This is a genomic window from Arenibaculum pallidiluteum, assembly GCF_017355985.1.
In the GTDB taxonomy this organism is placed as follows: Bacteria; Pseudomonadota; Alphaproteobacteria; order Azospirillales; family Azospirillaceae; genus Arenibaculum; species Arenibaculum pallidiluteum.
Genome location: NZ_JAFIQU010000010.1, coordinates 110,034 through 134,016, shown reverse-complemented (window position 1 = coordinate 134,016; position 23,983 = coordinate 110,034). Strand labels below are relative to the sequence as shown.

The window sequence follows — 23,983 nt, the reverse complement described above, 5'->3', positions numbered from 1 at the left end:
CCGCACGCGGGCGGCCGCGGCCGCCCGCGATGTTCCCGGACCGGGAGACGGAACGCGCGTCCCGGGCTCCCGGCTCCGCCCCTGCGGCAAGAGCCCCTGTTCCGGAGCATGGAATGACAACCGCGCAGAAAGCATCCTTCCTTGTCGGGCTGATCGGATCCGGCATCCAGGCATCCCGGTCGCCGGCGCTCCACGAGCGCGAGGGGGACGAGCAGGGCGTGCGCTACCTGTACAAGCTGATCGACCTGGAGCGCCTCGGTCTCGGTCCCGTCGACCTCCCCGACCTGCTGTGCGCGGCGCACCGCATGGGCTTCGCGGGATTGAACGTGACGCATCCCTGCAAGCAGGCGATCCTGCCGCATCTCGACGCGCTGTCGGACGATGCGCGGGCCCTGGGCGCCGTGAATACCGTCGTCCTGTCCGAGGGGCGCAGCATTGGCCACAACACCGACTGGTGGGGCTATGCAGAGGCATTCCGCCGAGGCCTTCCCGACGTCCGGCTCGGCCGGGCCGTGCAGCTCGGCGCGGGCGGCGCGGGAGCGGCCGTCGCCCATGCCGCGCTGAAGCTCGGCGTCCGCCGCCTCGCGCTCTTCGACATGGACCGCAGCCGGGCCGAAACGCTCGCCGGCACCCTGAACCAAAGCTTCGGGGCCGAGCGCGTCGTCGCGGGAACCGACCTCGCGGCCGAGATGGCCGAGGCGGACGGCCTGATCCACGCGACCCCCACCGGCATGGCCAAGTACCCCGGCCTGCCGCTGCCGGCCGAGTTGGTGGCGACCAGGCATTGGGTCTCCGAGATCGTCTACTTCCCGCTGGAGACCGAACTGCTGCGCCATGCCCGGTCCATCGGGTGCCGGACGCTGGACGGCGGCGGCATGGCGGTGTTCCAGGCAGCCGAAGCGTTCCGCCTCATCACCGGCATCGAGCCAGACGCTGACAGGATGCTCAGGCATTTCGCCTCGTTCGGCACGGCGTCCCGGCCGGGCTGAGCGCAGGAAAACCCGAGCAGGAAAGGACGGAGCATGACGACCTCTCCATCCAGGACCGCGCCTCCGGCCCCGCCGGCCCGGCTCGCGCAGCAGATCGCGGACGGCTATTGCCTGTTTCTGAAGATCGTGATCGCCCTATGCCTCGCAGGCATGTGCGTCCTGGTCTTCGGGAACGTGGTCCTCCGCTACGCCTTCAACTCGGGGATCACGGCGTCCGAGGAGATCTCCCGCCTCCTCTTCGTCTGGCTCACCTTTCTGGGCGCCGTGGTCGTCCTGCGCGAGCACGGCCATCTCGGCGTGGACATGCTGGTGCGGGCACTGCCCGATGCGGGCCGGCGAGCCTGCCTCGTCCTCAGCCATCTGCTGATGCTCTACGTCACCTGGCTGCTGCTCCAGGGAAGCTGGGACCAGACGCTGATCAACCTGGGCGTCACGTCCCCCGCGACCGGCTACTCCATGGCGCTCTTCTACGGGGCGGGTGTGGCCTTCGCGGTTCCGGCCGGCCTCATCTTGCTGAACGGCCTGTACGGGGCGGTGACGGGCAGGCTCCGCGGCGCCGACCTGATCATGGTGCAGGAATCCGAGGAGCACGTGGACATCGACAGCCTGCGCGGCCATCCCGCGTTCCCGGACGCCGACCGGCCGACGGCGCCTCTCGCCACCACCAAGCGCTGAGGGAGGAAGCTGCGATGACCATCACGATCTTCCTGGGCTCGCTGCTGGGCTCCATGGCCCTCGGCATGCCCATCGCCTTCGCGCTTCTGGTCTGCGGCGTAGCGCTGATGGCCCATCTGGACCTGTTCGACGCACAGATCGTCGCGCAGAACGTCGTCAACGGCGCGGACAGCTTCCCGCTGATGGCGGTGCCGTTCTTCCTGCTCGCCGGCGAGATCATGAATGCCGGCGGCCTGTCCAAGCGCATCGTCGACTTCGCGATGGCGGCCATCGGCCACGTCAAGGGCGGCCTTGGATACGTGGCGATCTTCGCGGCCTGCATCCTGGCCAGCCTCTCGGGTTCCGCGGTGGCGGACGCCGCGGCCCTTTCCGCGCTCCTGGTGCCCATGATGGTGAAGGCCGGGCATGATCGGGCCCGATCGGGAGGGCTGATCGCATCCGCGGGGATCATCGCCCCCATCATCCCGCCGTCGATCGGCTTCGTGATCTTCGGCGTCGCCGGCAACGTCTCCATCACCAAGCTCTTCCTCGCGGGCATCTTCCCGGGCCTGCTCCTCGGCCTTGCGCTGGTCGTAACCTGGTGGTGGCTGGTTCGCCGGGAGGCCGTGACTCCTCCGCCCCGCCGGTCGGCGCGGGAGGTGGCCCGCGCCTTCCGCGAGGCGCTGTGGGCGCTTGTCCTGCCGCTGATCATCATCTTCGGGCTGAAGTTCGGCGTGTTCACGCCGACCGAGGCCGCCGTCGTCGCCGCCATGTACTCGCTCTTCGTCGCGGTCTTCGTCTATCGCGAGCTGGCGCCCGGCGACCTCTTCGAGGTCTTCGTGACGGCCGCCAAGACGACGAGCGCCGTGATGTTCCTGGTCGCCGCCGCGCTCGTCTCGGCCTGGCTCATCACGGTGGCCGACCTGCCCGGCATGGTCGCCGAGCTGCTCGACCCGCTGATGGACAACCAGACGCTCCTGCTTCTCGGGATCATGCTGCTGGTGGTCGCCGTCGGCACGGCCATGGACATGACGCCCACGATCCTGATCCTGACGCCGGTGCTGATGCCGGTGGTCAAGATGGCGGGCATCGACCCCGTCTACTTCGGCGTCCTCTTCATCATCAACAACGCGATCGGCCTGCTGACCCCGCCCGTGGGCACCGTGCTGAACGTCGTCGCCGGCGTCTCCAAGCTCAAGATGGAGGAGGTGATCCGCGGCGTCTGGCCGTTCATGGCTGCCCAGCTCCTGGTGCTGCTGCTGCTCGTGCTGTTTCCCGCGCTCGTCACCGCGCCGGCCCGCTGGATCGGCGGCTGAGCGGCGGCGTGCCCGACCAAACCCAACCCCGTGGTGTCGCCATGCTCCGATCCACCGCTACCGTGTCCCTGAGTGGAACCCTTCCGGACAAGCTCGAGGCCGCCGCAGCCGCCCGTTTCGACGGCGTGGAGATCTTCGAGAGCGATCTGCTGTACTTCGGTGGCTCCCCGCGCGAGATCCGGCGCCTCGCCAGCGATCTGGGGCTCGAGATCACGCTGTATCAGCCCTTCCGCGACTTCGAAGGCCTGCCGCCAGAGCGGCGCGCCCGCAATCTCGACCGCGCCGAGCGGAAGTTCGACGTGATGGAGGAACTCGGCGTGCGGCTGCTGCTCCTGTGCAGCAACGTCTCGTCCGAGGTCATCAGGGACGACGCGGCCGCGGCCGAGGATCTGGCGGCCTTGGCCGATCGGGCCGGGCGGCGGGGCATCCGCGTCGGCTACGAGGCCCTGGCCTGGGGCACCCATGTCAGGACATGGGGCCATGCCTGGAAGATCGTCCAGGATGTGAACCACCCCAGTCTCGGGTTGCTGGTCGACAGCTTCCACACCCTCGCCCTGAATGACGACCCATCGGGACTGGCCGCGGTGCCCGGCGACCGGCTGTTCTTCGTGCAGGTCGCGGACGCCCCGCGGCTTCCCATGGACGTGCTGCCCTGGAGCCGCCATTTCCGCTGCTATCCCGGCCAGGGCGAGTTCGACCTCGCCGGGTTCCTTGCGCCGATCGTCCGCAGCGGCTACGGCGGCCCCATCTCCCTGGAGGTCTTCAACGACGACCTGCGGGCGGCGCCCGCCCGCCAGTCGGCCGCGGACGGCATGCGCTCGCTCCTGTATCTGGAGGAGGCGACGCGCCTGCGCCTCGCCAGCGAGACCGCGTCCGCCCCGCCGCAGGGTCCGACCTCCCCTGCCCGGCCGATCGACCTGTTCACGCCGCCGCCCCCCAGCCCCTGCCACGGCTTCGAGTTCATCGAGTTCGCGGCGGACGAAGGCGGCGCGGCACGCCTTGGCGCCTGGCTGGAGCAGCTCGGCTTCGTCGCCGCGGGACGGCACCGCTCCAAGAAGGTGACGCTGTACCGGCACGACGAGGTGAATCTGCTGATCAACGCCGAGGGCGAGTCCTTCGCCCATGCCTATTATCTGCTGCACGGGCCGTCGGTCTGCGCAATGGCCTTCCGGGTCGAAGCCGCGAACCAGGCGCTGAACCGCGCGCGGCTCTATCGCTGCCAGCCGTTCGAGGGGCGCATCGGGCCCAACGAGCTGCTGATCCCCGCGGTCCGCGCGCCCGACGGCAGCCTGATCTACCTCGTGGATGCCAACCCCTCATCCACAAGCATCTACGACACCGACTTCGTGCTGGACGAAGCGGCGAAGCCGGCTGGCGGCTCGCTCCGGGTCGATCACGTGTCGCTGGCGCTGCCGGACGGCCAGTTCGACAGCTGGGTCCTGTTCTTCAAGGCAGCCTTCGGCTTCCGCGCGGACGCGACCTTCGTCCTGCCCGACCCCTATGGCCTGGTGCGCAGCAAGGCGGTGCAGAGCCCAGAAGGATCCGTCCGCCTGCCCCTGAACATCTCGCAGAGCCGGAACACGGCGACGGCCCGCTCGATCTCGGCCTATAGCGGGGTCGGCGTTCAGCACATCGCGCTTGCCACCGACGACATCTTCCGCACTGTCGCCGACCTGCAGGAGCGCGGGTTAAGGTTCCTTGCGATCCCCGCGAACTACTACGAGGACCTCGCGGCCAAGTTCGGCCTCGACGACGCCTTCGTCGACCGCCTTGCGGCATCGAGCATTCTTTACGACCGCGAGGGCGGAGGCGAGTTCTTCCACGTCTACACCGAGAGCTTCGAGGAGCGTTTCAGCTTCGAGATCGTCGAGCGCCGCGGCTATGGCGGGTACGGCGCCGCCAACGCACCCGTGCGCCTCGCGGCCCAGGCCCAGGCGGCCTCGCGCCTGCCGGATTCGGCCGGGCTGATGTAGGTCGGTCGTCGGGACCGCCGTCACAGCCGGCGATCGCGACCGCCGTCACAGCCGGCGGCCTGCCGTTCACGCTGCACTCAGCCCTCGGGGACCAGAGCGTGCGGCTCGCCGGCATCCGGCCGCACGCCCGGCCGTCCCTGCCCCGTCATTACGTCCTCGACCGCCGCGGCGACCTGGTCGGGCACCGCGTAGTGGAGCATGTGACCCGTCCGCGGCAAGACGCGACGCACGCTCCGCGGGATCCGGCCGTGCAGCCACAGCGCGTGCGCCACGTGGTCGACGATGCGGTCCTCCGCGCCGGCGAGGATGGTCACGGGCATGCGGAGCTCGGCGTAGCGATCCTGCAGGGCGGCCGCATCCGACTTCATCGAGGCGGCGTCCTGGGCCTCGGCCCGGATCTGCCACGGCCGCAGCGGAAATCCATGGGGGAAGTCCTCGGAAAACCGTTGCGGCACGGCTCTCGGCGCGAACATGGCCTTCGTCGTCAGGGGCAGAAGGGCTGCGGTTACGAAGGGCGAGAGCGTGTAGCGGAGTAGATCCCCCAGCACGGGGACCGCATCCAGCGCCACGAGCGGCACGTCCAGCCGGGCCGCCGGTCTGTAGTAGCCGCTCAGCAGAACGAGCCCCGAGACCGCATCCGGATGCCGCAGCGCGAGCTCCAGGGCCGCAAGAGTCCCCCAGGAATGCCCGACAGCCGCGACGCGGCCGATGTCGAGCCTGCTCAGGGCCGCATGGATCAGCTCCGCCTGCTCCGCAGCCGTCCAGGCGCGGTCGTGGGGCCGGTCGCTGAACCCGAAGCCGGGGCGATCGAAGGCGAGCACGCGAAGTCCCTTGGCAACCAGCCAATTCGCGATCCCGCTGCGGATCCAGTCCTCGGCATCCACGACGTTGCCATGCAGGAGCAGGACGGCCGGGCCTTCGCCGCGATCGATGTAATGGAGGTTCACGCCGTCCACGCGGATGAAGCTCCCGCTCGGAAGGTGGGCACGCTCCGTGCGCATGGCCTGGACGGTATTGTAGAGCGCCGCTCCCGCCAGCGCCGCCGCAGTCCCGGCGAGTACCGCCGGCGCCCTGCCGCGACGGGGCGGCTGCGCCGGCCGCTCCGGAAAGGCCCGCATGCTGCGGCGGCGCCCGACCGGCTGCGTGGCGTCCGGGCGCTCCGGCGCGGGGGTGTTGTAGACCCGGACCATACCCGGCCGGTCGTGAATGCGGGATCGCTTCTTGGTCATAGCGCCTCCGGCCGGTCCTGATGCACCGCAGCGCGTCCGGCCGGACAACCGGGGCGGCCACGGAAGGTTCCCGCGGAAGGGAAGAGCCTGGCAGTCCTGCTCCTCGCTAGAAGAAGGCGGCACGGCGGAAGGCACCGCCGAAGAAGAGCTTCTGGCGCTTCAGGGCGATCACCTCGCTCTCGCCGAAGGAAATGCCCGCAGCGCCAAGGCGCTGTCGAACCATGCGGACGAGCTGCCGCTCCCCTTTGCGCTCGGCATCGTCGATGATGATCACGAAATCATCGGCCAGCCGGTCGAGGAAGACATCGGCGAAACCGGTGCGCGCCAGCCTGTCGGCATGGGCATGCGCCGGGGGCCCGTCCAGGATCATCAGGTCGAACGGTCCCGGCGGGATCAGGTCGGGCCCGTAGAAGCCGGCGCCATGACGCGTGCCCGTGCCCGTGGTCGGAACGAGCAGGACCTGGTGCCCGACCCGGCGGCCGACCTCCGCCGCCCATTCCGGATCGTGCTCGACGGTGACGATCTCGGCCGCGGGCCGGCACCGGGTGCGGAGACGGTCGAGCAGCACGGTCGTCTGCCCGGCTCCGAACTCAAGCGCGCGCGTCACGGGCAGCTCCTGGAAAGCCCGAGTAAGCAGGTACAGGAGGCCGTGGCTCGCCGCCCAGCCGAGGGGATAGAATTCGTCGCGGATGTCGAGCCGCGCCAGGTCGCGCAGCAGGACGTCGCGGTAGATCGCCTCCTGCGCGGGATTGAGGAGGGTTCGCGCCCTTATCTCCCGCAACAGCTCGTCCGGTGCCTGGGCGAGCATCTTGCCGATGCGCGTCATAACCGACATGGGCGTCTCCCTCGTGGTCGAGACGGTACTCGCGGATGCCGTAGGCGAGATTGAGGATGGCGGCGGTGCATGACGTCACGAGTGCCAGGGCCACCATCCTCATGCCTGATAGCATCTGATTCTCCTCGTGGGAGGTGACGAATTGAGGGCGGAGTTATCCCTGGCGACCAGGCACCGCGCCCAGCTGCCCCTTGCAAGCCTGGGCGCCGCAGGTCGATTGAGAACCATTCGCATCTGAATTATCATCGCGCGTCCGCCAGGATGCACCGGAGCCGCGCCTCGCACTGGGGTGCGGCTTCTCCTCCTACCCGTCGGGCGGCCTCGGTTCGGGCGTTCAGAAGGGCAGGACACGCATCATGGGGCATCGCGGACCGTCGGGCCTGATCATTAGCTTCCAGGAGTACTACGGCGATCTGCTGCGGTTCCTCGCGCGGCGCACCGGCAATCGCCAGTGGGCTGCCGACGTCGCGCAGGAGACCTATCTGCGGCTCGCCTCCCTGCAGGAGGCTACGCCCGAGGTCGGCGATGCGCGGGCCTACATATTCCGGGTCGCGGGCAATCTCGCCATCGATTCCATGCGCAAGGAGGCCCGCCTTGCCGCCCGCTATGCGGAGGAGGACGCTGCGATCCACGTCGCCGACCCCTCGCCCCTGCCCGAGACGATCCTCCTCGCAAGGGAAAGGCTGGCCCTGCTCGAAGAGGCCCTGAAGGAGCTGCCGCCCAATGCGCGGCAGGCCCTTCTGATGAGCCGCGTGGACGGGCTGAGCTTCGCCCAGATCGCGGCGGAGCTCGGCGTTTCAGAGAGCATGGTCGCGAAATACATCGCACAGGCGCTGCGTGCCTGCCGCGATCGCCTGAACCAGGAACGGTAAATGCCGATTGCCGCTGTCGGATCAGCTGCCGGGAATCGTCGTATTGATAAGCGAACCGCCGCACGGCGCATTACGCGCCAGGGGAGATCGGATCACCCCGGCGGAACACAATCGGCCGGCACCGCATGAAACCTGACGTGTCGAACAGTTCCGCCGAGGGCGGTCGCGATCTCCGCGACGAGGCGATCGACTGGATCGCGCGTCTTCGGTCCGGCCGTGCGACGCCCGCGGACCATGCAGCCTTCGCGGCATGGCGCCGAACGAGCACGGCACACGAGGCGGCCGCCCGCGAAGCGGAGACGCTCTGGCTGGATCTCGGGAATACGCCCTCGGCGGCGGCGTTTGCGAGGCGCCGAGGGGCTCTGCACGCCGGCGGGGATGCGGAGAGCCGGCACCGGGATCCCGCGAACCACCGGCGGCCAGGGCGCCGCACCCTGCTTGTTGGCGCCATCGCGGCATCCGTCCTGGTCGCCGTGATGGCGCCGGTCGCGTCCTGGCCGCCCGCGGGGCTCTACTCCGACTACGCGACCAGCGTCGGCGAACGTCGCCGCATCCAATTGCCGGACGGATCCATCGCCTTTCTCAACACCGCCACTGCGCTGAGCGTGAGCTATTCAGACGCGACCCGACGCGTCGTCCTGCACGCGGGCGAGGCGCTGTTCGAGGTGACCCGGGATCCGGGCCGCCCCTTCATCGTTGCCGCCGCAGGCGGCGAGGCCCAGGCCCTCGGCACCGCCTTCGCCGTGCGCGACGACGGTGGCAGCGCGGACGTCCTGGTCCGCGAGGGCAGCGTCATGGTCCGGGGCGCCGATGGATCTTCCGCCCGCCTCGAAGCCGGACAGCACGCCACTTTAGGCCCGGACCGAAATCTGGTCGGGCCAGTCCCCATCGACACCGCCGCGGCGACTGCCTGGACGCGCGGGAAGCTGATCTTCAACAGGCGCGCCCTGGGCGAAGTGATGGCCGAGCTGGAGCGATACCAGACCGGACGGATCATCGTGATCGCCGATCGGCTGCGGCAGGTAGAGGTCACCGGCGTCTTCGATCTCGACGATCCCGCCGGTCTCCTACGGGTGCTGGAACGCACGCTGGGCGTCGAGGTCGTGCGGCTTCCGTTCGTGACCCTGATCCGCTGACAGGGCCCTCGCCGCACTGCCCCCGAAAAAATTCGACCAAGCCGCTGCAAGATCGCCGCTGCAATTTCGTCGTAGGCATTGGCAGATGCGACTCAGTCCTAATCGCATGCATGCGAGGACGGAGCCGCCGACGAAACCGGAGGGGGCGTCCTGGACATGGAGATCGAGAGAATTTCACTGCGGAACCGCCGGCGCCCACGTCTCGGGTTCCGCGGGCTGGTGCTCGCGGGCGCTGCGCTCGTCGGTCTCGGCACGGCCGGGGACGCACGCGCCGGAGCTCCCCCGAAGCGGATCGGGAGCGGCGGCGCGGAACCTTCCGGGTTCGCACAGCTCCAGCTTGCCCAGGCCCAGCCTATCCAGGCCCGTGCCATCGAGCTGGCGATCCCCGCGCAGCAGCTCGACACCGCGCTGACGGTCTTCGCGGATCAGGCGAACCTGAGGCTCCTGTTCCCGTCGGAGGACGTCGCTGGACGGCGGACCCAGGGACTCTTCGGGACCCACACGCCCGAGCAGGGGCTTGCTCTATTGCTGGCGGGAACCGGCTTCCACCACCGCTTCGTCGAGACCGGGACGGTGACGATCGAGCGCACTGTGACAAGCCAGGACCCGGGCGTACTTCAACTCGCGCCGGTCACGATCCTTGGGACCCGCACCGCCGGCGTGCCGCTTTCCAACGTCCCCGGCTCCGTTACCGTCGTGGAGCGCGAGGAGATCCGCAGGGAACAGGCCACCACCGAACGCATCGAGGATATTCTCAGCCGGCGGATCCCAGGCTTCAATCCCACCAACAACGGCGTGCGGCAGATCCGCGGGCGGACCGCCCAGGTCTTTATCAACGGTGTGCCGGTCAACGAGCAGCTCCGGGCCAGCAGCGGCTCCGACCTGAACCTGATCAGCCCGGACCAGCTTGCCGGGGTTGAGGTCAGCCGCGGCGCCAACTCGGCCTACGGCTTCGGATCCCCGGGCGGCATCATCGCCCTGCAGACGCCGCGGGCTGAATCCGAGGAGCTGACGCTGCGCACGACTGTGCGGGAAAGCCTCAATCCCCACCGCGTCGGCGGCAGCCATCAGGCGAGCCTCTATCAGAGCGCTTCGCAGATCCTCGGCAGGTTCGACTATCACGTGGGCGGCCGCATCGCCTATGACGGCCTGGAGTTCGATCCCGATGGCGACCGCGCGCTCGGCTTCAACAACACGGCGCTGCTGAGCAACGGCAAGGAAATCCCCGCCAATCTGGACGGGTCCTTCGGCCTCGACCTGGGGGAAAGCGGACGGCTGCGGCTGACCGGGACCTATGGCTATGTCGACTTCACCGAGCGGTACGCGATCGAACCCGGCATCTATCGTGGAAGCTACGGCTCGCTCGCCCTGGATCCGGAAGGGGATCAGTCCTTCCGGCGCTCCCGCACGCTCAACCTGACCTACGAGAACGACGACATCGCCGAGAGCGCCCTCAAGCTCGAGGTCTTCACCAGCAAGACCTACACCGAGGTCCATTCCACGTCCGAAGGCACTCATTTCCGGGACGAACAGACCAACGAGTATTATGGCCTGCGCTCGGCGGTCACGACGCCGCTGGCGTTCATGACGGATGGATCCGCCGTCAGCTATGGCCTGGACATCCTGCGCAACCGGTACTTCCGCCCCAACTTCAACGCCGACACGGGCACGATCAGCACCTTCTTCTCTCCGGACGTGACGCTCGACAGCTACGCGCCCTATGCCCAGCTCGAGGTTCCCGTGGGCGATTTCCGCCTGAGCGGCGGCATCCGGCACGAGGAATATCGCGGCCATGTCGAGACCGCGCAGGGATCGGGCGGCATAACGGGAGGAGACATCAGGGACTTCGGCCTGACCCTTTACAACGCGGGCGTCGTCTACGGCCTGAACGAGACGATGGAGCTCTACACGACCCTCTCGCAGGGCGCGGAGATCACGCAGCTCGGCCGCGCGGCGCGCGGCGCAAGAAGTGCCGAGCTGATCGACCCGCAGCCCGCGAAGTCGAACCAGTACGAGTTTGGCCTGCGCGGCGACGGAACCGACCTGCGCTGGGGCATTGCGGCCTTCTACACGGAATCCGACCTGCTGAGCGCGCTGCAGTGCGACGGCATCAATCCCTGCACGCCGTTGCGCGAGCCCCGGGAGTTCTGGGGCCTGGAGGGCAATGCCGACTGGCGGAGCGACGAGCAGTGGAGCGTCGGCGGGGTCCTGACCTGGCAGGACGGCGTCCGCGAGACGAGCACCGGCGACAAGCGCCGTATCGGCAGCCGCGACGTCTCGCCGTTGCTGCTGACGGCCTATGCGGACTACAGCCCCTACGCCTGGTGGCGGAACCGGCTGCAGGTCAGCTATCGCGGCACGCGCGATCCCTTCGGCGTCAGCACCGCCTTTGACGAGGGCCGGGTCGACGACCTCCTTCTCGTCAATGTCTCGGCCGGGTTCGATATCGGTCCCGGCGAGCTCCAGGTCGGTGTCCGGAACCTGTTCAACACGGAATACACCTCGATCCAGGCGGAAGCCGGCAACAACGAGTTCCTCTGGCTGCCCGAGCAGGGCATGCGGGTCTTCGCCTCCTACTCCGTGAAATGGTGACCTGGGCCCGATGCGCTGCGTCTCAGGACAGGCAGTCGCCGACCGCGAGGGGCCCTCGGCCGACGGCCGGCGCGCGCGGCGCCCCCCGAAGCGTCGCCGCCCGCTCCCCTTCCTGATCCACAGCCTGCTCGGCCTCAAGCTCTGCCTGTTCACCTTGTTCGTCTGCGCCACCGGCACCGTCGCGGTGGTCAGCGACGATGTCGAATGGCTGTTCCAGCCCATGGTCCGGGCGAGCGCCACGGACCGGACCGTCGGCTGGGGCAGCCGCTATGCGGCCGTACGTGAGGCGCGTCCGGACCACACGATCGACTTCGCGGTGGTCGGAGAGGAACCCTATCTTGCGACCCGGTTCCTCACGACCAACCCGGCCGGCGAGACACGGATCGTCTATGTCGATCCCGCGACCGGCCGGGTGACCGGCGAGTCCGGCTGGATCACCTTTCCGTCGGTCGTGCGGGCCCTGCACTACTACCTGTTCTTGCCCGGAGACTGGGGCTTCTACGCCGTCACGGCGCTGGGCTTCGTCCTCACGGGATCGCTGATCAGCGGCCTGCTGACCTACAAGAAGTTCTGGCGCGGCCTTCTCAGGATGCCGCGGATGGGGCGCGGGTCGCGGGTCCTCTGGGGAGACCTGCACCGGCAGGTCGGGCTGTGGTCCGCCTGGTTCGTCTTCCTGATCGCAATGACCAGCCTGTGGTATCTCGGGGAACGCCTTCTCGCGCGCACCGGCCTAGATTTCGAGACGCCACGCACGATCATCGGGGCCGCGGCACTCGACGCGCTCGGCCCCGAGCCTCCACGGCATCGCCCGCTCGACGCCCTGGTCGACGTCGCCATGGCAGGCCTGCCCGACCTGGAGTTGCGGGAGATCTGGTTTCCCGCCCGTCCAGAAGAACCGCTTTTCCTGCGCGGTCAGGCGACAGCCTGGCTGGTCCGCGATCGCACGAACGGCGTCGAGCTGAATCCCTACACGGGCGAGGTTCTCGCGGTGCATCGCGCCGAGGCGATGCCGACCGTGGAGCGCTGGGTCCACACCGCCGACCCTCTCCACTTCGGTGACTTCGGCGGCCTCGCGTCCAAACTCGTATGGGTCGCCTTCGGCCTGGCGATGAGCTTCTCCACCGCAAGCGGCGCCGTGATCTTCCTCAAGCGTACGACACAGGCCGTCCATCCGCACGCTCTCGGCCCTGGACCGGGCACCGGTCGTTGCGGAGGGCGCCTCAGGTTTCTCGGACGGTGGAAATGGCCCAACCTCGTCGTGATCACGCTCGTGCCGGCCGCAGCCTATGCCATGCACTGGGCGCCGAGCTTCGCGCCGCAGCCAGCGGACAGCCTCATCCTAGGTCCCTCGCCGATCGGTCCCTGGCAGACGACGGTGCGGGCGGGCACGCCCTGGCCGCCGGTGCCTGGAGGGACGACCACTTGGTCCGTTCGGTTCTGCGACGGCTGCTATTGGGAGATCCGTTCCGCCGGACTCGGTATTAGCGGGCCGGACCTGCCGCCATCCCAACTCGCCCCGCTCGTCGGCGGCGCGAACACCGCATCGGCCCGCGTGCCCGTCCCCGAGATGCGCCCCGGCGAGATACCGCACCTGTGGCTCAACGTGGTCGGATGGGACGGCAGGAGCCATGCCGTCTCCTGGGCCTTGCCGCGCTAACCCGCCCCGGCATCCGGCGCGAGGCCTCCTCCGGGGGCGCCGCGAGAGGGAGTTTCTCGTTCGAAGGAGGTGTCGGCAGGTTTTACGCCGCAACGCCTCCGGAGCCGGAACATCGCCGTTCCGCGCCGCTGGTCCGATTGTTGCGTTGCCTCCGCCGCCTCGCATGGGAGCCCCCCGACGTGGCGCACAAGCAGCAACATGGGAGTTCAGGGAATGAAAGCGCCCATTGCCTTCATGCTCGCGACCCTCGCCGCATCCGGCGCGCAGGCCGCGATCATTGACCAGCAGCAGCTCGAAGCGGACAGCAGCTACCGGTTCGGCGAGACGGTGCAATGGCACCAGCTCGCCCAGAGCTTCACCAGCGGCGTCGACGGGACGCTGACCGGGCTCTCGCTGCGGCTCGGCCGGCAGGCCGGAACGGGCACCGACGGGACGGTGAGGATCGAGATCCGTGACACGGAATACGGCCCGGCCTCCTATGGGACCGGCTATTCCTACACCCAGACTCCGGGCTCTCCGGACATCCCCCCTGCCGGCGGGCAGATTCTCGCCAGCCTGACCCTGTCCGCCGCGGATCTGGCGGATATCGATCCTACGCAGGGCCAGATAGCATCCTTCACCACGCTGCTGATGCTGCCAAATCCGGTCGAGATCCTGAGCGGCGTGACCTATTCGATCCTGGTCGAAGGGTTCGGCACCACGACGTTCCTGTGGTCGCAGCAAAGGTCGGGGACCTACGCCGGCGGTGAAGGCTTCGCCCGAGTCGACGACGGCTATGGCTGGAGCTTCACCGGCACGTCCCCCGGCCGCGGGGACTTCGCCTTCTCGACCCAGGCCGTCCCCTCGGAGCCGCCCGGTCAGGTCCCGGAGCCGGCGACCGCCGGCCTGCTCGGAGTCGCGCTTGCGGGGATCGCGGGGCTGCGCCGCCGGAACGCAGGTCGCTGACCGGAGATCGACTTCATCCCGGAGGACGGAGATTTCCCGTCCTTCGGGGTCCTTCCGTCCCTCCCGGCGAACCGCTTGGGTCAGCCCGGGATCTGAGATCCGCCGCTAAACGGCCCGGAAGGTCGTTTCCTCCTCGACCGAGGCGATGCCCTCGACCGCCCGCACCTTGCCGAGGTTCTCCGTCGCCACCTCCCCCGCGATGACGCGGGACAGCGGGAAGACCTCGGCCACGGTCATGCCTGCCGACTTCAGGTTCCGGGCGACCGTCTCGATCTGGTCGCAGAACTGATCCTCGACCGTGATCAGCACATTCAAGGGCGGCTCCGCCTGCCCGCTCTTCGAAGACATGTCATCCCTCATCCGAGCCTGACCGACCTTGGAACCAAGCCCACCGCATTTTGGTTCGGTCCATTCTCTCCGAGCTACGCCTGCACCAGCCCGGCGCCGACATCGCGGACCGGCTGGGACAGTGGACGCGCGCGCGAGGTCAGCAGACGCCACAGCTCCGCTGCGGTGAGGCTCGGGTTCTCCTGCCTCAGCAGGGCCGCGATGCCTGCCACATGCGGCGTGGCCATGCTCGTTCCCGCGATCGTATCATATTGGGCCGCCCATTGCCGGAAGAAGGGGGGCTGGGGAGTCGGCGCAGGATCCGGCGCGCTCGAGTAAACGGCGACCCCGGGCCCCGAGATGTCGACCCGCCCGTCGGCATTGACCGATCCGTTCGAGAAATTGGCGGGTCTCAGGCCCCGATCGACCGCCGCGACGGCCATGATCGACGGGCAGTTCGCCGGGCTGCCGACGGGCCGGATGATGTTCTGGCTCCGATCGCTGTCATTGCCGGCGGCGGCAATGATCAGCGTGTTGCGCCGCATCGCCTCGCGAGCGGGGGTCTCGAAGGCGTTGAGAAAGCTCTGGCCCGGCTCTACGCGACCGCCGAGCGACATCGAGACGATATGGCAGCCATTCGTGATCGCCCACTCGATGCCGGCAAGGGTCGAGCGGCCGAGGCTCGAGCCCTGGTCGGACAGGACTTTGCCGACGTAGATCTCCGCCTCATGCGCGATCCCGTAACGCGGCCCCTTGGCAGGGCTCCGTGCGCCGCATGCGGTTCCGATGCAGTGCGTGCCGTGGCCGTTGTCATCCTGGACCTGCTGGCCGGGGATGAATGACTGCCCGACGATCTGGCGTCCGCGAAAGTCCGGATGGTCGAGGTCCAATCCCGTGTCGAGGACTGCCACGCGAACGCCGCGGCCGCTGCTTCTGGATTCGAGAGCCCTGCTCGCGATCAGGCCCCACGTCGCCTCGTTGGTGTCCTGGAACATGTCGGCCGCAGCCGCTCCCAGGTCGGAGCGCAGGGGTCCGACCAGACCGTCGCAGAGATGGTTCACGGCATCCCTGTAGCCCTGCAGATAGGCGACGACGTCGGCCGGCAGATTGCCGGCGAACGCAAAGAACACGGGTTCGGGTTCCACCGTCGCGATGGCGCCGTCCTGCGTCACCACCGCCGCCACGGCGGATTCCTGGTCGGTGTCGAGATCTGCGACGGCAACGCCCAGGCTGTTGAAGACGGTCATGCCCGCCTGGCGCGTCTGGGCGAGATCGACCGCTCCACCGGCAAAATCGGCGGCGAAGGCGACGTTCCTGACGCCGGCGGCGTCCTGCAGGCGCGCGACAGCGGCCTCCACTGCGTCGGGCCTGAAGGTGATCAGCGTGCCCGGGATCAGAGGCGGCGGAGACGCTGCCGTTTCCTGGCCGGGATTGCCCTCGGAGCGCCTCGATCTGCCGCGTGCCATGGCTCGTCCAACCCGGTTCGTGGTTCACCGCCGCCGACTGAACGGACCGATGATGCCTGCTCCCCCGATGCAGAGATCTTCCCCGACCCAGGCCGCTCAATCAGAGATTATGTTTCCAGCCTATGCCCGCATCCTTTGCAGTCCAATCGTCCCTACGACATAGCCTCGGGACAGGGGCGCTGCGATTGGAGCGGCCGGCGGACGGCGGGCAGCGTCGGGGTGCCGAGCGCCAGCGACATCGCGCTGGCGCTCATGCGGAACGATCGATCGGGTGCTTGAGCGCCCATTCGGCTCAGCGCTCTGGGATCGCCATGCAGGGCGTCACCGCAGCTCGACGACGATCTCGAGATACTCGCTCGGCACGACCACCGTGCCGTCGCCCGAGCGGTTGTAGCGGTCGATCAATGCCACGAGATCACCGAAGAGGGCAGCCTGCGCCGCCGGGTCGAGGGCAGCGAAGGTCTTGAGCACCGGCCCGTAGTAGCTCCTGAAGACGTCGAGCATGTGCTCGGGGCTGCGATAGCGGAACACGAACTCGCGGGATCCCGTCCGGATCATGGCGGCCCGGGCGCCGAACAGATCGGAAATGTGCTCGCGGGTCCCCCACAGAGCCGGCGACTTCACCCCCGCCGGGGGCGGCATGTGCCTTCCGATCGTCTTGAAGAGTTGGCCGATGAACCCCTCCGGCGTCCAGTTCGCGAGCCCAATCCTCCCCCCTGACCGGCACACGCGGGTCAGCTCGCCGGCAGCACGCGGCTGGTCGGGCGTGAACATCACGCCGAAGGTCGAGACGACGGCATCGAAGGCGCCATCCGCGAAAGGAAGCTCCTCGGCGTCCGCCTCGCGGAACTCGATCCTCAGCCGCTCGGCGGCGGCGCGCGCGCGGCCCCGCTCGAGCAGCTCCGGCACGTAGTCCGTCGACACGACCTCGCACCACCGCCGTGCCGCCGCAAGGGAGGCGTTGCCGTTTCCCGCCGCGACGTCGAGCACCCGCTGGCCCGCGCGCAGATCAAGGGCCTCGCACAGTGTTTCCCCCACGATCTGCAGCGTCGTGCCGACGACAGCGTAGTCACCCGAGGCCCAGGCGCCGTGCTGGCGGGCCTTCACGGCGACAAGATCGGGCCCGGGGTCGATCGACGCCGCGACGCCGCCGGGCCGTTGGCTGGTGAGACCTGCGTCCATTTCTGCCTTCCTTCTCCGCTTGAACGATGGCTTGCGAGGGGCTCTGCCCCTACGATCTGTGCGGGAGGTCCGGATCCGCCGGACGCGCACCGCATGTTTCCGACGATAGCGGCGGGGCATGGAGGAGAGCGTGGGGCAGGACGTGGAAACGGCCGTGGAAACCGAACGGCCTGCCCGGCGCGCCGGGACGGGTGGCCTGGATCTGCGGCTTCTCGGTCCTCTCGCGCTCGGCCGGGACGGCGTTCCCGTGGCGCTCCCGGCATCACGCAAGGTGCGTGCCCTGATCGCCTATCTGGGGCTGAGCCAGGGCCCCGTCAGCCGCAGCCACCTTTGCGAACTGCTCTGGGAGATCCCTAACGACCCACGAGGCGAGCTGCGGTGGTGCCTCAGCAAGCTCAGGAGCGTCCTGAACGGACCGGACCGCGAAAGGGTCGAGACCAGTGGCGACACGGTGAGGCTCGACCTCTCCGGCTGCTTCGTCGACGTGCTCGAGGTCGACGCGGCCGCGCGCGCGGGCCTCGAAACGCTTGGAGCGACGCGTCTGCGCACGCTCGCCCGGCTGTTCGCGGGCGATTTCCTGGAGGGGCTCGAGATCGACCGCAGCCCGGCCTTCGAGACCTGGCTCGCTGCGCAGCGGCGGCGGCTGCGGGCCTGCCACGCATCCATCCTAGAGCGCCTCGTCGCATGCCTGCCGCAAGGCTCCGACGAGGCGCTCGGCTGCCTGGACAGGTGGCTGCAGCTGGCGCCTTTCGACATGCGCGTGCACGAGGCGCTCCTGAATGCGCTCGCACTGCGCGGAAGGATCCGGGAGGGCGAGGAACACGTGGCGGCAACGGCCCGTCACTTCGACGCCGAGGGCATTCCCGCCGCTGCCCTCCGCGCAGCTTGGCGGTCGGCCCGGAGCCGGGACTGCGGGCACCGCGCGGCGGCCGTGCCCACGCGCGAGGCGAGCCCGCAAGCCGAAGGCGCCGGCGCTCCGACCCGTCGGGCATCCGTCGCAGTGATGCCGTTCCTGGACCGGACGGCTGGCGGGATCCGGGGCGGCCTGGCCGACGGACTCGTCCACGACGTCATCACCAGGCTTGCCAGGCTGCGCAGCGTCTGCGTCATTGCGCGCGGCTCGGTCTTCGCGCTCGACGAGAGAGGCGTCGCTCCGGAAGAAGCGGGCCGGCTCCTCAAGGTGGATTATGTCGCGAGCGGCTGGCTGCGCTGCCAGGGCGAGCGCGCTTCCATCGGCATCGAGCTCACCGAGACGGCGACCTCCCGGATCGTCTGGGCCGAGGTTTTCGAAGGGCTGACCCAGGACTCGCTTCTCATCCTTGACGATATCGGCGACAGGATCGTGGCCTCGGTCGCCGGCGAGATCGAGACCGCCGAGCGGAACCGGGCGATCCTGAAGCCTCCCGACTCCCTGGACGCCTGGGAGGCCTATCACCGCGGCCTCTGGCACGCCTACCGGTTCAACCGCCTGGACAACGAGCTCGCGCAGCACTTCTTCGGCCTGGCAGTCCGCCTCGACCGCACCTTCGCACGGGCTCATGCCGGCCTTTCCTTCACCCACTTCCAGAGCGCCTTCCTGGACTGGGGGGAGCGGGACCGGGAGATCGACAGGGCCTTCGCAGCCGCTGGACAGAGCATGATGGCCGACGATCGCGATCCCGCGGCCCATTGGGCCATGGGGCGCGCGCTCTGGCTGCGCGGCCGGCAGGACCAGTCGGTCGCGGAGCTGGAGACCGCGGTCGAGCTCAGCCCGAACTTCGCCCTGGGCCACTACACGCTCGCCTTCGTGCACTCGCAGTCCGGCGATCCCCGGACCGCGATCCAGGCTTCCGACCTTTCGCGGCGCCTGAGCCCCTTCGACCCGCTCCTGTTCGGGATGTTCGGTTCGCGGGCGATGGCCCATGTCCGCCTCGGGCAATTCGACGAAGCCGCGGATTGGGCGCTGAAGGCGGCCGGGCGCCCCAATGCCCACGTCCACATCCTCGCCATCGCCGCAAATTGCCTTGCCCTCGCCGGCCGCATCGAGGAGGCGCAGGCCTTCGGACGCGCCATCCGGAGGAGCGTCCCGGCCTATCGGATAGACGATTTCCTGGCGGCGTTTCGCTTCCCGCCGGAGGTGGAGGCCCTGTTCAGATCCGCTCCCGGGCGTTGCGGCCTCGACTAGCCCGGCTGTTCACGTCGGATGACATGAGGCGCCTTCGCATCGCCAGGCACGAGATTCCGCGTCCGCTCCAGACGTCTCCCCTTCCCGCCCTGCCCGGGCCAGACTGATGTAGGCCCCTTCCGTCGATCGGCACAGAATCTCGACGGTGTCCCTGCGGATCCCGACAATGCGGTCGTGCATAGCATCATCCAACCTGCGAAAACGCTTTCGGAACGCTCGCAGACCCAGCCAGGGCCGCCCAGAGCAACACGCTGCCGTCATTCCCAGGCGACCAAGAGCCTGACTTCGCCCTTCGTTCCCTTGACCGAAACGCCGACGAAGCCAAATCTTCAAGGCGTCTTTGCGAGGGGTTCCGCATGCGTTCACCGCATTCCGCCTCCTTCTTCAGCTTCAACGACCGTCTTCGGAGGATTCCGGGGCGCCGCTGACGCTTGGGCGTAGACGCAGCCGACGAAGCCCTCCGGAGCCCCCGGAGGGCTTCGTCGTTTCAGGGCCACATGACTGGCCCGCCACCGCGGCGCGACGCGCCGCCCCAAGGAGAAAGGCTTAGACACATGGGGTTCGCACGCTAACCAAGGACGAGCTCGACCGCGCGCTGGCGCTACGGGACCTGTCCGATCCCGCCTGCGGGGACCACGCCGTGGGCTTGGTCGTCGACCGCATCGCCACATCGCTTGGGACGCTCTGGGGCATCTCTCCGGAGATCCACCGGCCATCCCCCGTGGTCCCAATCGTGGACAACTACGACCGGCTGCTCTATCCCGCCGACGCCCCGGCTCGGTCGGACCGCTACGCCCGCTATCTCGGCGACGGGCTGATGCTCCGCACGCACACGACCGCCGCAATCCCGCCGCTGCTCTCCAGCATCACGGGCCCGGATGGCGCATCCATGGAACGGTTGCTGCTCTGCCCGGGCTTGGTCTACCGGCGCGACTGCGTCGATCGCACCCATGTCGGCGAACCGCACCAGCTCGACGTCTGGCGCATCACCAACGGCCCGCGCCTGGGACTGGAGGACCTGGTGGGCATGGTGCGCACCGTCCTCGAGGCCATCTTTTCGGGAGCGCGCTGGCGCGCAGCCGCGACGTCCCATCCCTACACGGATGAGGGCCTCGAGATCGAGGCCGAGTTCGGCGGACGCTGGGTCGAGATCCTGGAATGCGGCCTGGCGAGCCAAGCCCTTCTGTCGCGCTGCGGCCTGGATCCGGGACGCTGGTCGGGACTTGCCCTGGGCCTTGGCCTCGACCGCGCCGTGATGCTGGCCAAGCGGATCGACGATATCCGCCTCCTGCGGGCCGAGGACCCGCGCATCGCGTCCCAGATGCGCGACCTCGCGTCCAACCGTCCGGTCTCTCGCCAGCAGGCCTCGACGCGGGACCTGTCGGTCGCGGCCCCCGCCGGGATGGACGACGAGGAGGCTGGGGACCGGATCCGCGCAATGCTCGGCGTGCGGGCCGATCTCGTCGAGGAAGTCAGGATCGTCGCGCGCCACGCCGCGAGGGATGTGCCCCCACAAGCAGCGGCCCGCCTGGGCCTGCGCGGAAACCAGGAGAACCTGCTCGTCCGCGTTGTGGTGCGTGCTCCCGACCGTCCGGTCTCCCGGGCCGAGGCCGCGGAGATCCAACGTCTCGCGTACCAGGCGCTCCACAGCGGGGAAGCGCCCGGCTACATGGCGTGACCAACGGAAAGGCGGCGTCCACAACGGTGGACGCCGCCGCTCGGTCGGGATCAGCCCTCGCGATCCTGTCCGATCACAGCAAAGGCACCCGGGCCATCTTGCCTGGAACTATGCGGACACCGTGGCCACAGCTCGCGGTGCGGCGCGCCTGAGACCGATGAACTGCGCCTCAGCCAGGGCGAGGACGGCGGCCGCCTGGAACAAGACGAAGGTATAGCCGAGAGCAGTCGGGGCGACCCAGTTGGTCAGCAACAGGGCGGCGCTCTCGAAGACCCAGGCGGCGTTGACTGCCACCACTGTCCAAGCAAATCCCCGGGAGATTGTCGCGCGGGTCCCGAGCCAGGCCACCCCCGCGGCGAAGGGCAGGAGAACAAGACCGGCGGAGCGCAGAAGGTTCTCCGGCAGGCCGAGCAGGTCGGTGAGGGTGCCCGCACCTGCGGCCATCAGCAGACCGGTTGCGCCGCTTGCGGCGGCATCGGCGAGCAGCGCAATGCGCAGGAGGGAGGCGGAGCGAAGCAGGCTCATCATTGGATCGTCCTCTCGGTTCGTGTTGAGGCGATGATCGACCTGCTCGGCACCGGAATCGATTACGTGCCAGGTAACGCGCTCACGTTTCCCGAGCGCTGACCTCGGTGACAATCGTCCCGGACCAGTTGTCACGACCGGGTCTCTGCGCAGTGGATCCTGCAGCGTATCTTCGTCCCGCCGCTTCGGCCCATCCAACGACTACGTTTCGGCTTGCGTTCATGACTCATCGGGCGAGATGCTGTCCGCGGGATCGTCTGACGGATGAAGAAGCGACTCGAAATAATCGTCGGCGCCGCAATCGGCCTCGGCATGACAGCGCGGGCCGCCGCTGACGGCGGAGCTGATTTCCTGCTCGCACTCAGCGCCGGCCGTCTTCGCGTGATGGGCGCCCCTTCTCTGGCAGCCCTATTGCCAATCCGCGACAACAACAGCTTCACCGACGAATTCGCGCGCCAGGAGATCCTGGACCGTGTGTCCATCCCCGTCTTTTTCGGTGCAGCCGCCTGCGACCCGCGCCTGTCGATCGAGGCGCTGCTGACACGCGTTCGCGATGCCGGCTATTTCGGAATCGCCAATTTTCCGACTGCCATCCACCACGACGGCGCATTCCGCGCCGCCCTGGAGGACGCGGGCCTCGGCTTCGGGCGCGAGATCGAGATGCTCCGCGCGGCACCGGCCTTCGGCTTGGCAACCCTGGGCTACGCCAGGACCCGCGCAGAGGTGGATGCACTGATCGAGGCCGGCGTGGAGCGGCTCTGCCTGAATTTCGGCTGGAACTCCGGGGGCAGCCAGGGCGTGCCGAGCGGTGTGCCACTGGACCAGGCGGCGGAGCGCGCACGCCGCACCTTCGCCAGGGTTCGACGCAAGGCACGAGGTGTGCTCTGCTTCGTCGAGGGCGGCCCGATCATCGATCCGCGCCACCTGATGAGCGTCTGCGACGCGTCGCGCGCAGACGGATACGTGGGCGGCTCGACCCTCGACCGGTTGCCGCTCGAGATGTCCGTCATGCAGACCACCTCGGCGTTCAAGACGGCGGGCCTGCTGCGCGACGCGCCGGGCCCCGAGGCCGCCCGCATCCCCGGTCTGGTGGGGCGTTCACCGGCAGCCGGACAACTCGCCGCGCGCGTGGCGCGGCTGGCCGCCACCGACCTGCCCATCCTCGTCGAGGGAGAGCCGGGCGCCGGGCGCACGACGGTCGCCCGCGCCATCCACCAGGCGAGCGGGCGCACAGGCCCGACAACCATCCTCGACGCCCGGGAGGACATCGCGGCTCGCCTGTTCGGCGAAGGAGGGCCTGGAGCGCTGCTGGCAATGCGGCACGGCACGCTTGTCATCGAGAACGCCGATGCCCTGCCGCCAACGCTGCGCGCCCGCCTCGCGGACTGGATCGAACGCGGCACCTTCGACCGTTTCGCCAAGGCGAGTGACCGCATGCCACGTACGAGGCTGGTGCTGACGCATCCGCCGGGCGGGGAGGCGACGGCGCGGTCGCTTTCAGCCCAGCGGCTGACGGTGCCGCCGCTGCGCGACCGCCTCGAGGATCTGCCACTGCTGGCACGCGTGATGCTGCGTGGTGCGCAGCGCGGCGCCGCCGAGCTCGAACCGGCTGCACTGCGGCTCCTGATGGCGCGCAGCTGGCCGGGCAATCTCCGGGAGCTGGCGGAAGTGCTGCGCCGCGCCGTGACCGAGTCGAGTGGCGGGCGCATCACCTTGGCCCGGCTGGAGGCCCAGCTTGGCCCGGCCAACGCCGCCGCCCCGTCACCGCCCGAGGACGAACGCGCCTGGATCCTCGATGCGCTGCGCCGCAACCGCTTCCGCCGCGGCGAGACAGCGGCCTTCCTGGGCATTGCGCGCAAGACACTCTACAACCGCATGCGGCGCCTGGGACTCGATCCCTGAGCTCAGGAGGCGGCAGGTCGCCAGCCCAGGGGCTCGCCGCCCTCGACCGCCACATGCCCGGCGAGCTCCGTCCACAATGCCGCCGCATCTCCGGGCGAGGACAGACCCGGATGGATCAGGATGCGCCGCAGGCCGAGGGTAAGAGCCGCTTCCGCCGCCCGGAGCGACATCACGCAAGCCACCGGCGCGAAGCCGCGCTCGCGGAACTGCAGCAGCACGCGAAACTCCGCCTCCGCGCGATAGCCGACGGATGCCATAGCTGCGGCGGTTTCGCCCTCGTAGCACTGCACGGTCGGGTAGTTCACCACCTCGTCGATGCCGGCGCCGTGCAACGTCTTTGCCATGTCGGCGACACGCAGGAAAGGATCACAGGCGAAGATCCCGACGATCGGCGGTGAGCTTCTAAAGGGGCGCCGGGACTCCAGCGCGGCACGCAGCGCGCCGTTGACGTCAAGCACCGGCAGCATCGCCACCAGCGGCCACCTCGCCGCGGGAAATGGGGCGAGGGCGGGAAGGAAGACCGCGCGCTTTCGCCGCGTCG

General features: G+C 69.0%; 19 protein-coding genes. 12 read left to right on the top strand and 7 right to left on the bottom strand.

All coding sequences use genetic code 11. From position 1 onward, the window contains the following. Window positions 1–113 precede the first annotated feature (113 nt). From JUB13_RS19605 to JUB13_RS19590, 4 genes are read left to right on the top strand one after another with little or no spacing between them, the layout of a single operon-like run. On the top strand, window positions 114–989 hold the full coding sequence (locus JUB13_RS19605) for a shikimate dehydrogenase (protein WP_207481937.1): 876 nt from the start codon (window positions 114–116) through the stop codon (window positions 987–989). Window positions 990–1,022: 33 nt separating this feature from the next. After that, window positions 1,023–1,664, top strand: coding sequence for a TRAP transporter small permease (locus JUB13_RS19600; protein ID WP_207481935.1), 642 nt, complete (start codon window positions 1,023–1,025; stop codon window positions 1,662–1,664). Window positions 1,665–1,678: 14 nt separating this feature from the next. Then, window positions 1,679–2,959, top strand: a complete 1,281-nt coding sequence (locus JUB13_RS19595) for a TRAP transporter large permease subunit (RefSeq protein ID WP_207481934.1) — start codon at window positions 1,679–1,681, stop codon at window positions 2,957–2,959. 41 nt (window positions 2,960–3,000) lie between these two features. After that, window positions 3,001–4,932 (top strand): bifunctional sugar phosphate isomerase/epimerase/4-hydroxyphenylpyruvate dioxygenase family protein, encoded by a 1,932-nt coding sequence (locus JUB13_RS19590; RefSeq protein ID WP_207481932.1) that lies wholly within the window; start codon window positions 3,001–3,003, stop codon window positions 4,930–4,932. Between the two features lie 77 nt (window positions 4,933–5,009). On the opposite strand, the gene JUB13_RS19585 is transcribed toward JUB13_RS19590, so the two are convergent. Next, window positions 5,010–6,161, bottom strand: coding sequence for an alpha/beta fold hydrolase (locus tag JUB13_RS19585; protein WP_236025075.1), 1,152 nt, complete (start codon window positions 6,159–6,161; stop codon window positions 5,010–5,012). 106 nt (window positions 6,162–6,267) lie between these two features. Then, window positions 6,268–6,996: an O-methyltransferase gene (locus JUB13_RS19580; protein WP_207481931.1), complete on the bottom strand. Its 729-nt coding sequence runs from the start codon at window positions 6,994–6,996 to the stop codon at window positions 6,268–6,270. A gap of 356 nt (window positions 6,997–7,352) precedes the next feature. Between JUB13_RS19580 and JUB13_RS19575 the strand changes: the two genes are divergently transcribed. From JUB13_RS19575 to JUB13_RS19555, 5 genes are all read left to right on the top strand, one after another. Beyond that, the gene (locus JUB13_RS19575) at window positions 7,353–7,868 is read left to right on the top strand and encodes an RNA polymerase sigma factor (protein ID WP_207481929.1); all 516 of its coding nucleotides are present in this window, start codon (window positions 7,353–7,355) and stop codon (window positions 7,866–7,868) included. 137 nt (window positions 7,869–8,005) lie between these two features. Continuing rightward, window positions 8,006–9,004 carry a FecR family protein gene (locus JUB13_RS19570; RefSeq protein WP_207481927.1) on the top strand — a complete coding sequence of 333 codons (999 nt, stop codon included), beginning with the start codon at window positions 8,006–8,008 and terminating at the stop codon, window positions 9,002–9,004. 156 nt (window positions 9,005–9,160) lie between these two features. Further along, a complete protein-coding gene (locus JUB13_RS19565) occupies window positions 9,161–11,596 on the top strand; it encodes a TonB-dependent receptor domain-containing protein (protein ID WP_207481925.1) in 2,436 nt (811 codons plus the stop codon). A 10-nt stretch (window positions 11,597–11,606) separates the two neighbouring features. Next, entirely contained in the window at window positions 11,607–13,253 is a 1,647-nt protein-coding gene (locus JUB13_RS19560) for a PepSY-associated TM helix domain-containing protein (RefSeq protein WP_207481923.1), read from the top strand. 213 nt (window positions 13,254–13,466) lie between these two features. Then, window positions 13,467–14,198 (top strand): PEP-CTERM sorting domain-containing protein, encoded by a 732-nt coding sequence (locus JUB13_RS19555; RefSeq protein ID WP_207481922.1) that lies wholly within the window; start codon window positions 13,467–13,469, stop codon window positions 14,196–14,198. 105 nt (window positions 14,199–14,303) lie between these two features. Here JUB13_RS19555 and JUB13_RS19550 read toward each other — a convergent pair whose 3' ends face one another. From JUB13_RS19550 to JUB13_RS19540, 3 genes are all read right to left on the bottom strand, one after another. Next, window positions 14,304–14,546, bottom strand: coding sequence for a hypothetical protein (locus tag JUB13_RS19550; RefSeq protein ID WP_207481921.1), 243 nt, complete (start codon window positions 14,544–14,546; stop codon window positions 14,304–14,306). Between the two features lie 74 nt (window positions 14,547–14,620). Continuing rightward, window positions 14,621–15,991, bottom strand: coding sequence for a S8 family serine peptidase (locus JUB13_RS19545; RefSeq protein WP_207481920.1), 1,371 nt, complete (start codon window positions 15,989–15,991; stop codon window positions 14,621–14,623). Window positions 15,992–16,312: 321 nt separating this feature from the next. After that, window positions 16,313–17,173 carry a class I SAM-dependent methyltransferase gene (locus JUB13_RS19540; RefSeq protein WP_207481919.1) on the bottom strand — a complete coding sequence of 287 codons (861 nt, stop codon included), beginning with the start codon at window positions 17,171–17,173 and terminating at the stop codon, window positions 16,313–16,315. Window positions 17,174–17,303: 130 nt separating this feature from the next. On the opposite strand from JUB13_RS19540, the gene JUB13_RS19535 reads away from it, so the two are divergent. After that, window positions 17,304–19,337, top strand: coding sequence for a tetratricopeptide repeat protein (locus tag JUB13_RS19535; protein WP_207481918.1), 2,034 nt, complete (start codon window positions 17,304–17,306; stop codon window positions 19,335–19,337). 595 nt (window positions 19,338–19,932) lie between these two features. Further along, window positions 19,933–21,015, top strand: coding sequence for a PheS-related mystery ligase SrmL (gene srmL / locus JUB13_RS19530; protein WP_456237117.1), 1,083 nt, complete (start codon window positions 19,933–19,935; stop codon window positions 21,013–21,015). Between the two features lie 108 nt (window positions 21,016–21,123). Here srmL and JUB13_RS19525 read toward each other — a convergent pair whose 3' ends face one another. Next, entirely contained in the window at window positions 21,124–21,543 is a 420-nt protein-coding gene (locus JUB13_RS19525; RefSeq protein ID WP_207481915.1) for a hypothetical protein, read from the bottom strand. Window positions 21,544–21,804: 261 nt separating this feature from the next. Here JUB13_RS19525 and JUB13_RS19520 point away from each other — a divergent pair, with 261 nt between their 5' ends. After that, window positions 21,805–23,442, top strand: a complete 1,638-nt coding sequence (locus JUB13_RS19520) for a phosphoenolpyruvate hydrolase family protein (RefSeq protein ID WP_207481913.1) — start codon at window positions 21,805–21,807, stop codon at window positions 23,440–23,442. A 2-nt stretch (window positions 23,443–23,444) separates the two neighbouring features. Here the strand turns inward: JUB13_RS19520 and JUB13_RS19515 are convergent, their stop codons facing one another. After that, a complete protein-coding gene (locus tag JUB13_RS19515; protein WP_236025084.1) occupies window positions 23,445–23,909 on the bottom strand; it encodes a phosphoenolpyruvate hydrolase family protein in 465 nt (154 codons plus the stop codon). Window positions 23,910–23,983: the final 74 nt, after the last annotated feature.

Coding starts and splice junctions, on each gene's coding strand:
- JUB13_RS19585 (WP_236025075.1), bottom strand. CDS start 6,161: ATGACCAAGAAGCGATCCCGCATTCACGACCGGCCGGGTATGGTCCGG.
- JUB13_RS19525 (WP_207481915.1), bottom strand. CDS start 21,543: ATGATGAGCCTGCTTCGCTCCGCCTCCCTCCTGCGCATTGCGCTGCTC.
- JUB13_RS19565 (WP_207481925.1), top strand. CDS start 9,161: ATGGAGATCGAGAGAATTTCACTGCGGAACCGCCGGCGCCCACGTCTC.
- JUB13_RS19605 (WP_207481937.1), top strand. CDS start 114: ATGACAACCGCGCAGAAAGCATCCTTCCTTGTCGGGCTGATCGGATCC.
- JUB13_RS19575 (WP_207481929.1), top strand. CDS start 7,353: ATGGGGCATCGCGGACCGTCGGGCCTGATCATTAGCTTCCAGGAGTAC.
- JUB13_RS19580 (WP_207481931.1), bottom strand. CDS start 6,996: ATGTCGGTTATGACGCGCATCGGCAAGATGCTCGCCCAGGCACCGGAC.
- JUB13_RS19550 (WP_207481921.1), bottom strand. CDS start 14,546: ATGTCTTCGAAGAGCGGGCAGGCGGAGCCGCCCTTGAATGTGCTGATC.
- JUB13_RS19520 (WP_207481913.1), top strand. CDS start 21,805: ATGAAGAAGCGACTCGAAATAATCGTCGGCGCCGCAATCGGCCTCGGC.
- JUB13_RS19515 (WP_236025084.1), bottom strand. CDS start 23,909: ATGCTGCCGGTGCTTGACGTCAACGGCGCGCTGCGTGCCGCGCTGGAG.
- JUB13_RS19555 (WP_207481922.1), top strand. CDS start 13,467: ATGAAAGCGCCCATTGCCTTCATGCTCGCGACCCTCGCCGCATCCGGC.
- JUB13_RS19540 (WP_207481919.1), bottom strand. CDS start 17,173: ATGGACGCAGGTCTCACCAGCCAACGGCCCGGCGGCGTCGCGGCGTCG.
- JUB13_RS19590 (WP_207481932.1), top strand. CDS start 3,001: ATGCTCCGATCCACCGCTACCGTGTCCCTGAGTGGAACCCTTCCGGAC.
- JUB13_RS19595 (WP_207481934.1), top strand. CDS start 1,679: ATGACCATCACGATCTTCCTGGGCTCGCTGCTGGGCTCCATGGCCCTC.
- JUB13_RS19545 (WP_207481920.1), bottom strand. CDS start 15,991: ATGGCACGCGGCAGATCGAGGCGCTCCGAGGGCAATCCCGGCCAGGAA.
- JUB13_RS19600 (WP_207481935.1), top strand. CDS start 1,023: ATGACGACCTCTCCATCCAGGACCGCGCCTCCGGCCCCGCCGGCCCGG.
- JUB13_RS19560 (WP_207481923.1), top strand. CDS start 11,607: ATGCGCTGCGTCTCAGGACAGGCAGTCGCCGACCGCGAGGGGCCCTCG.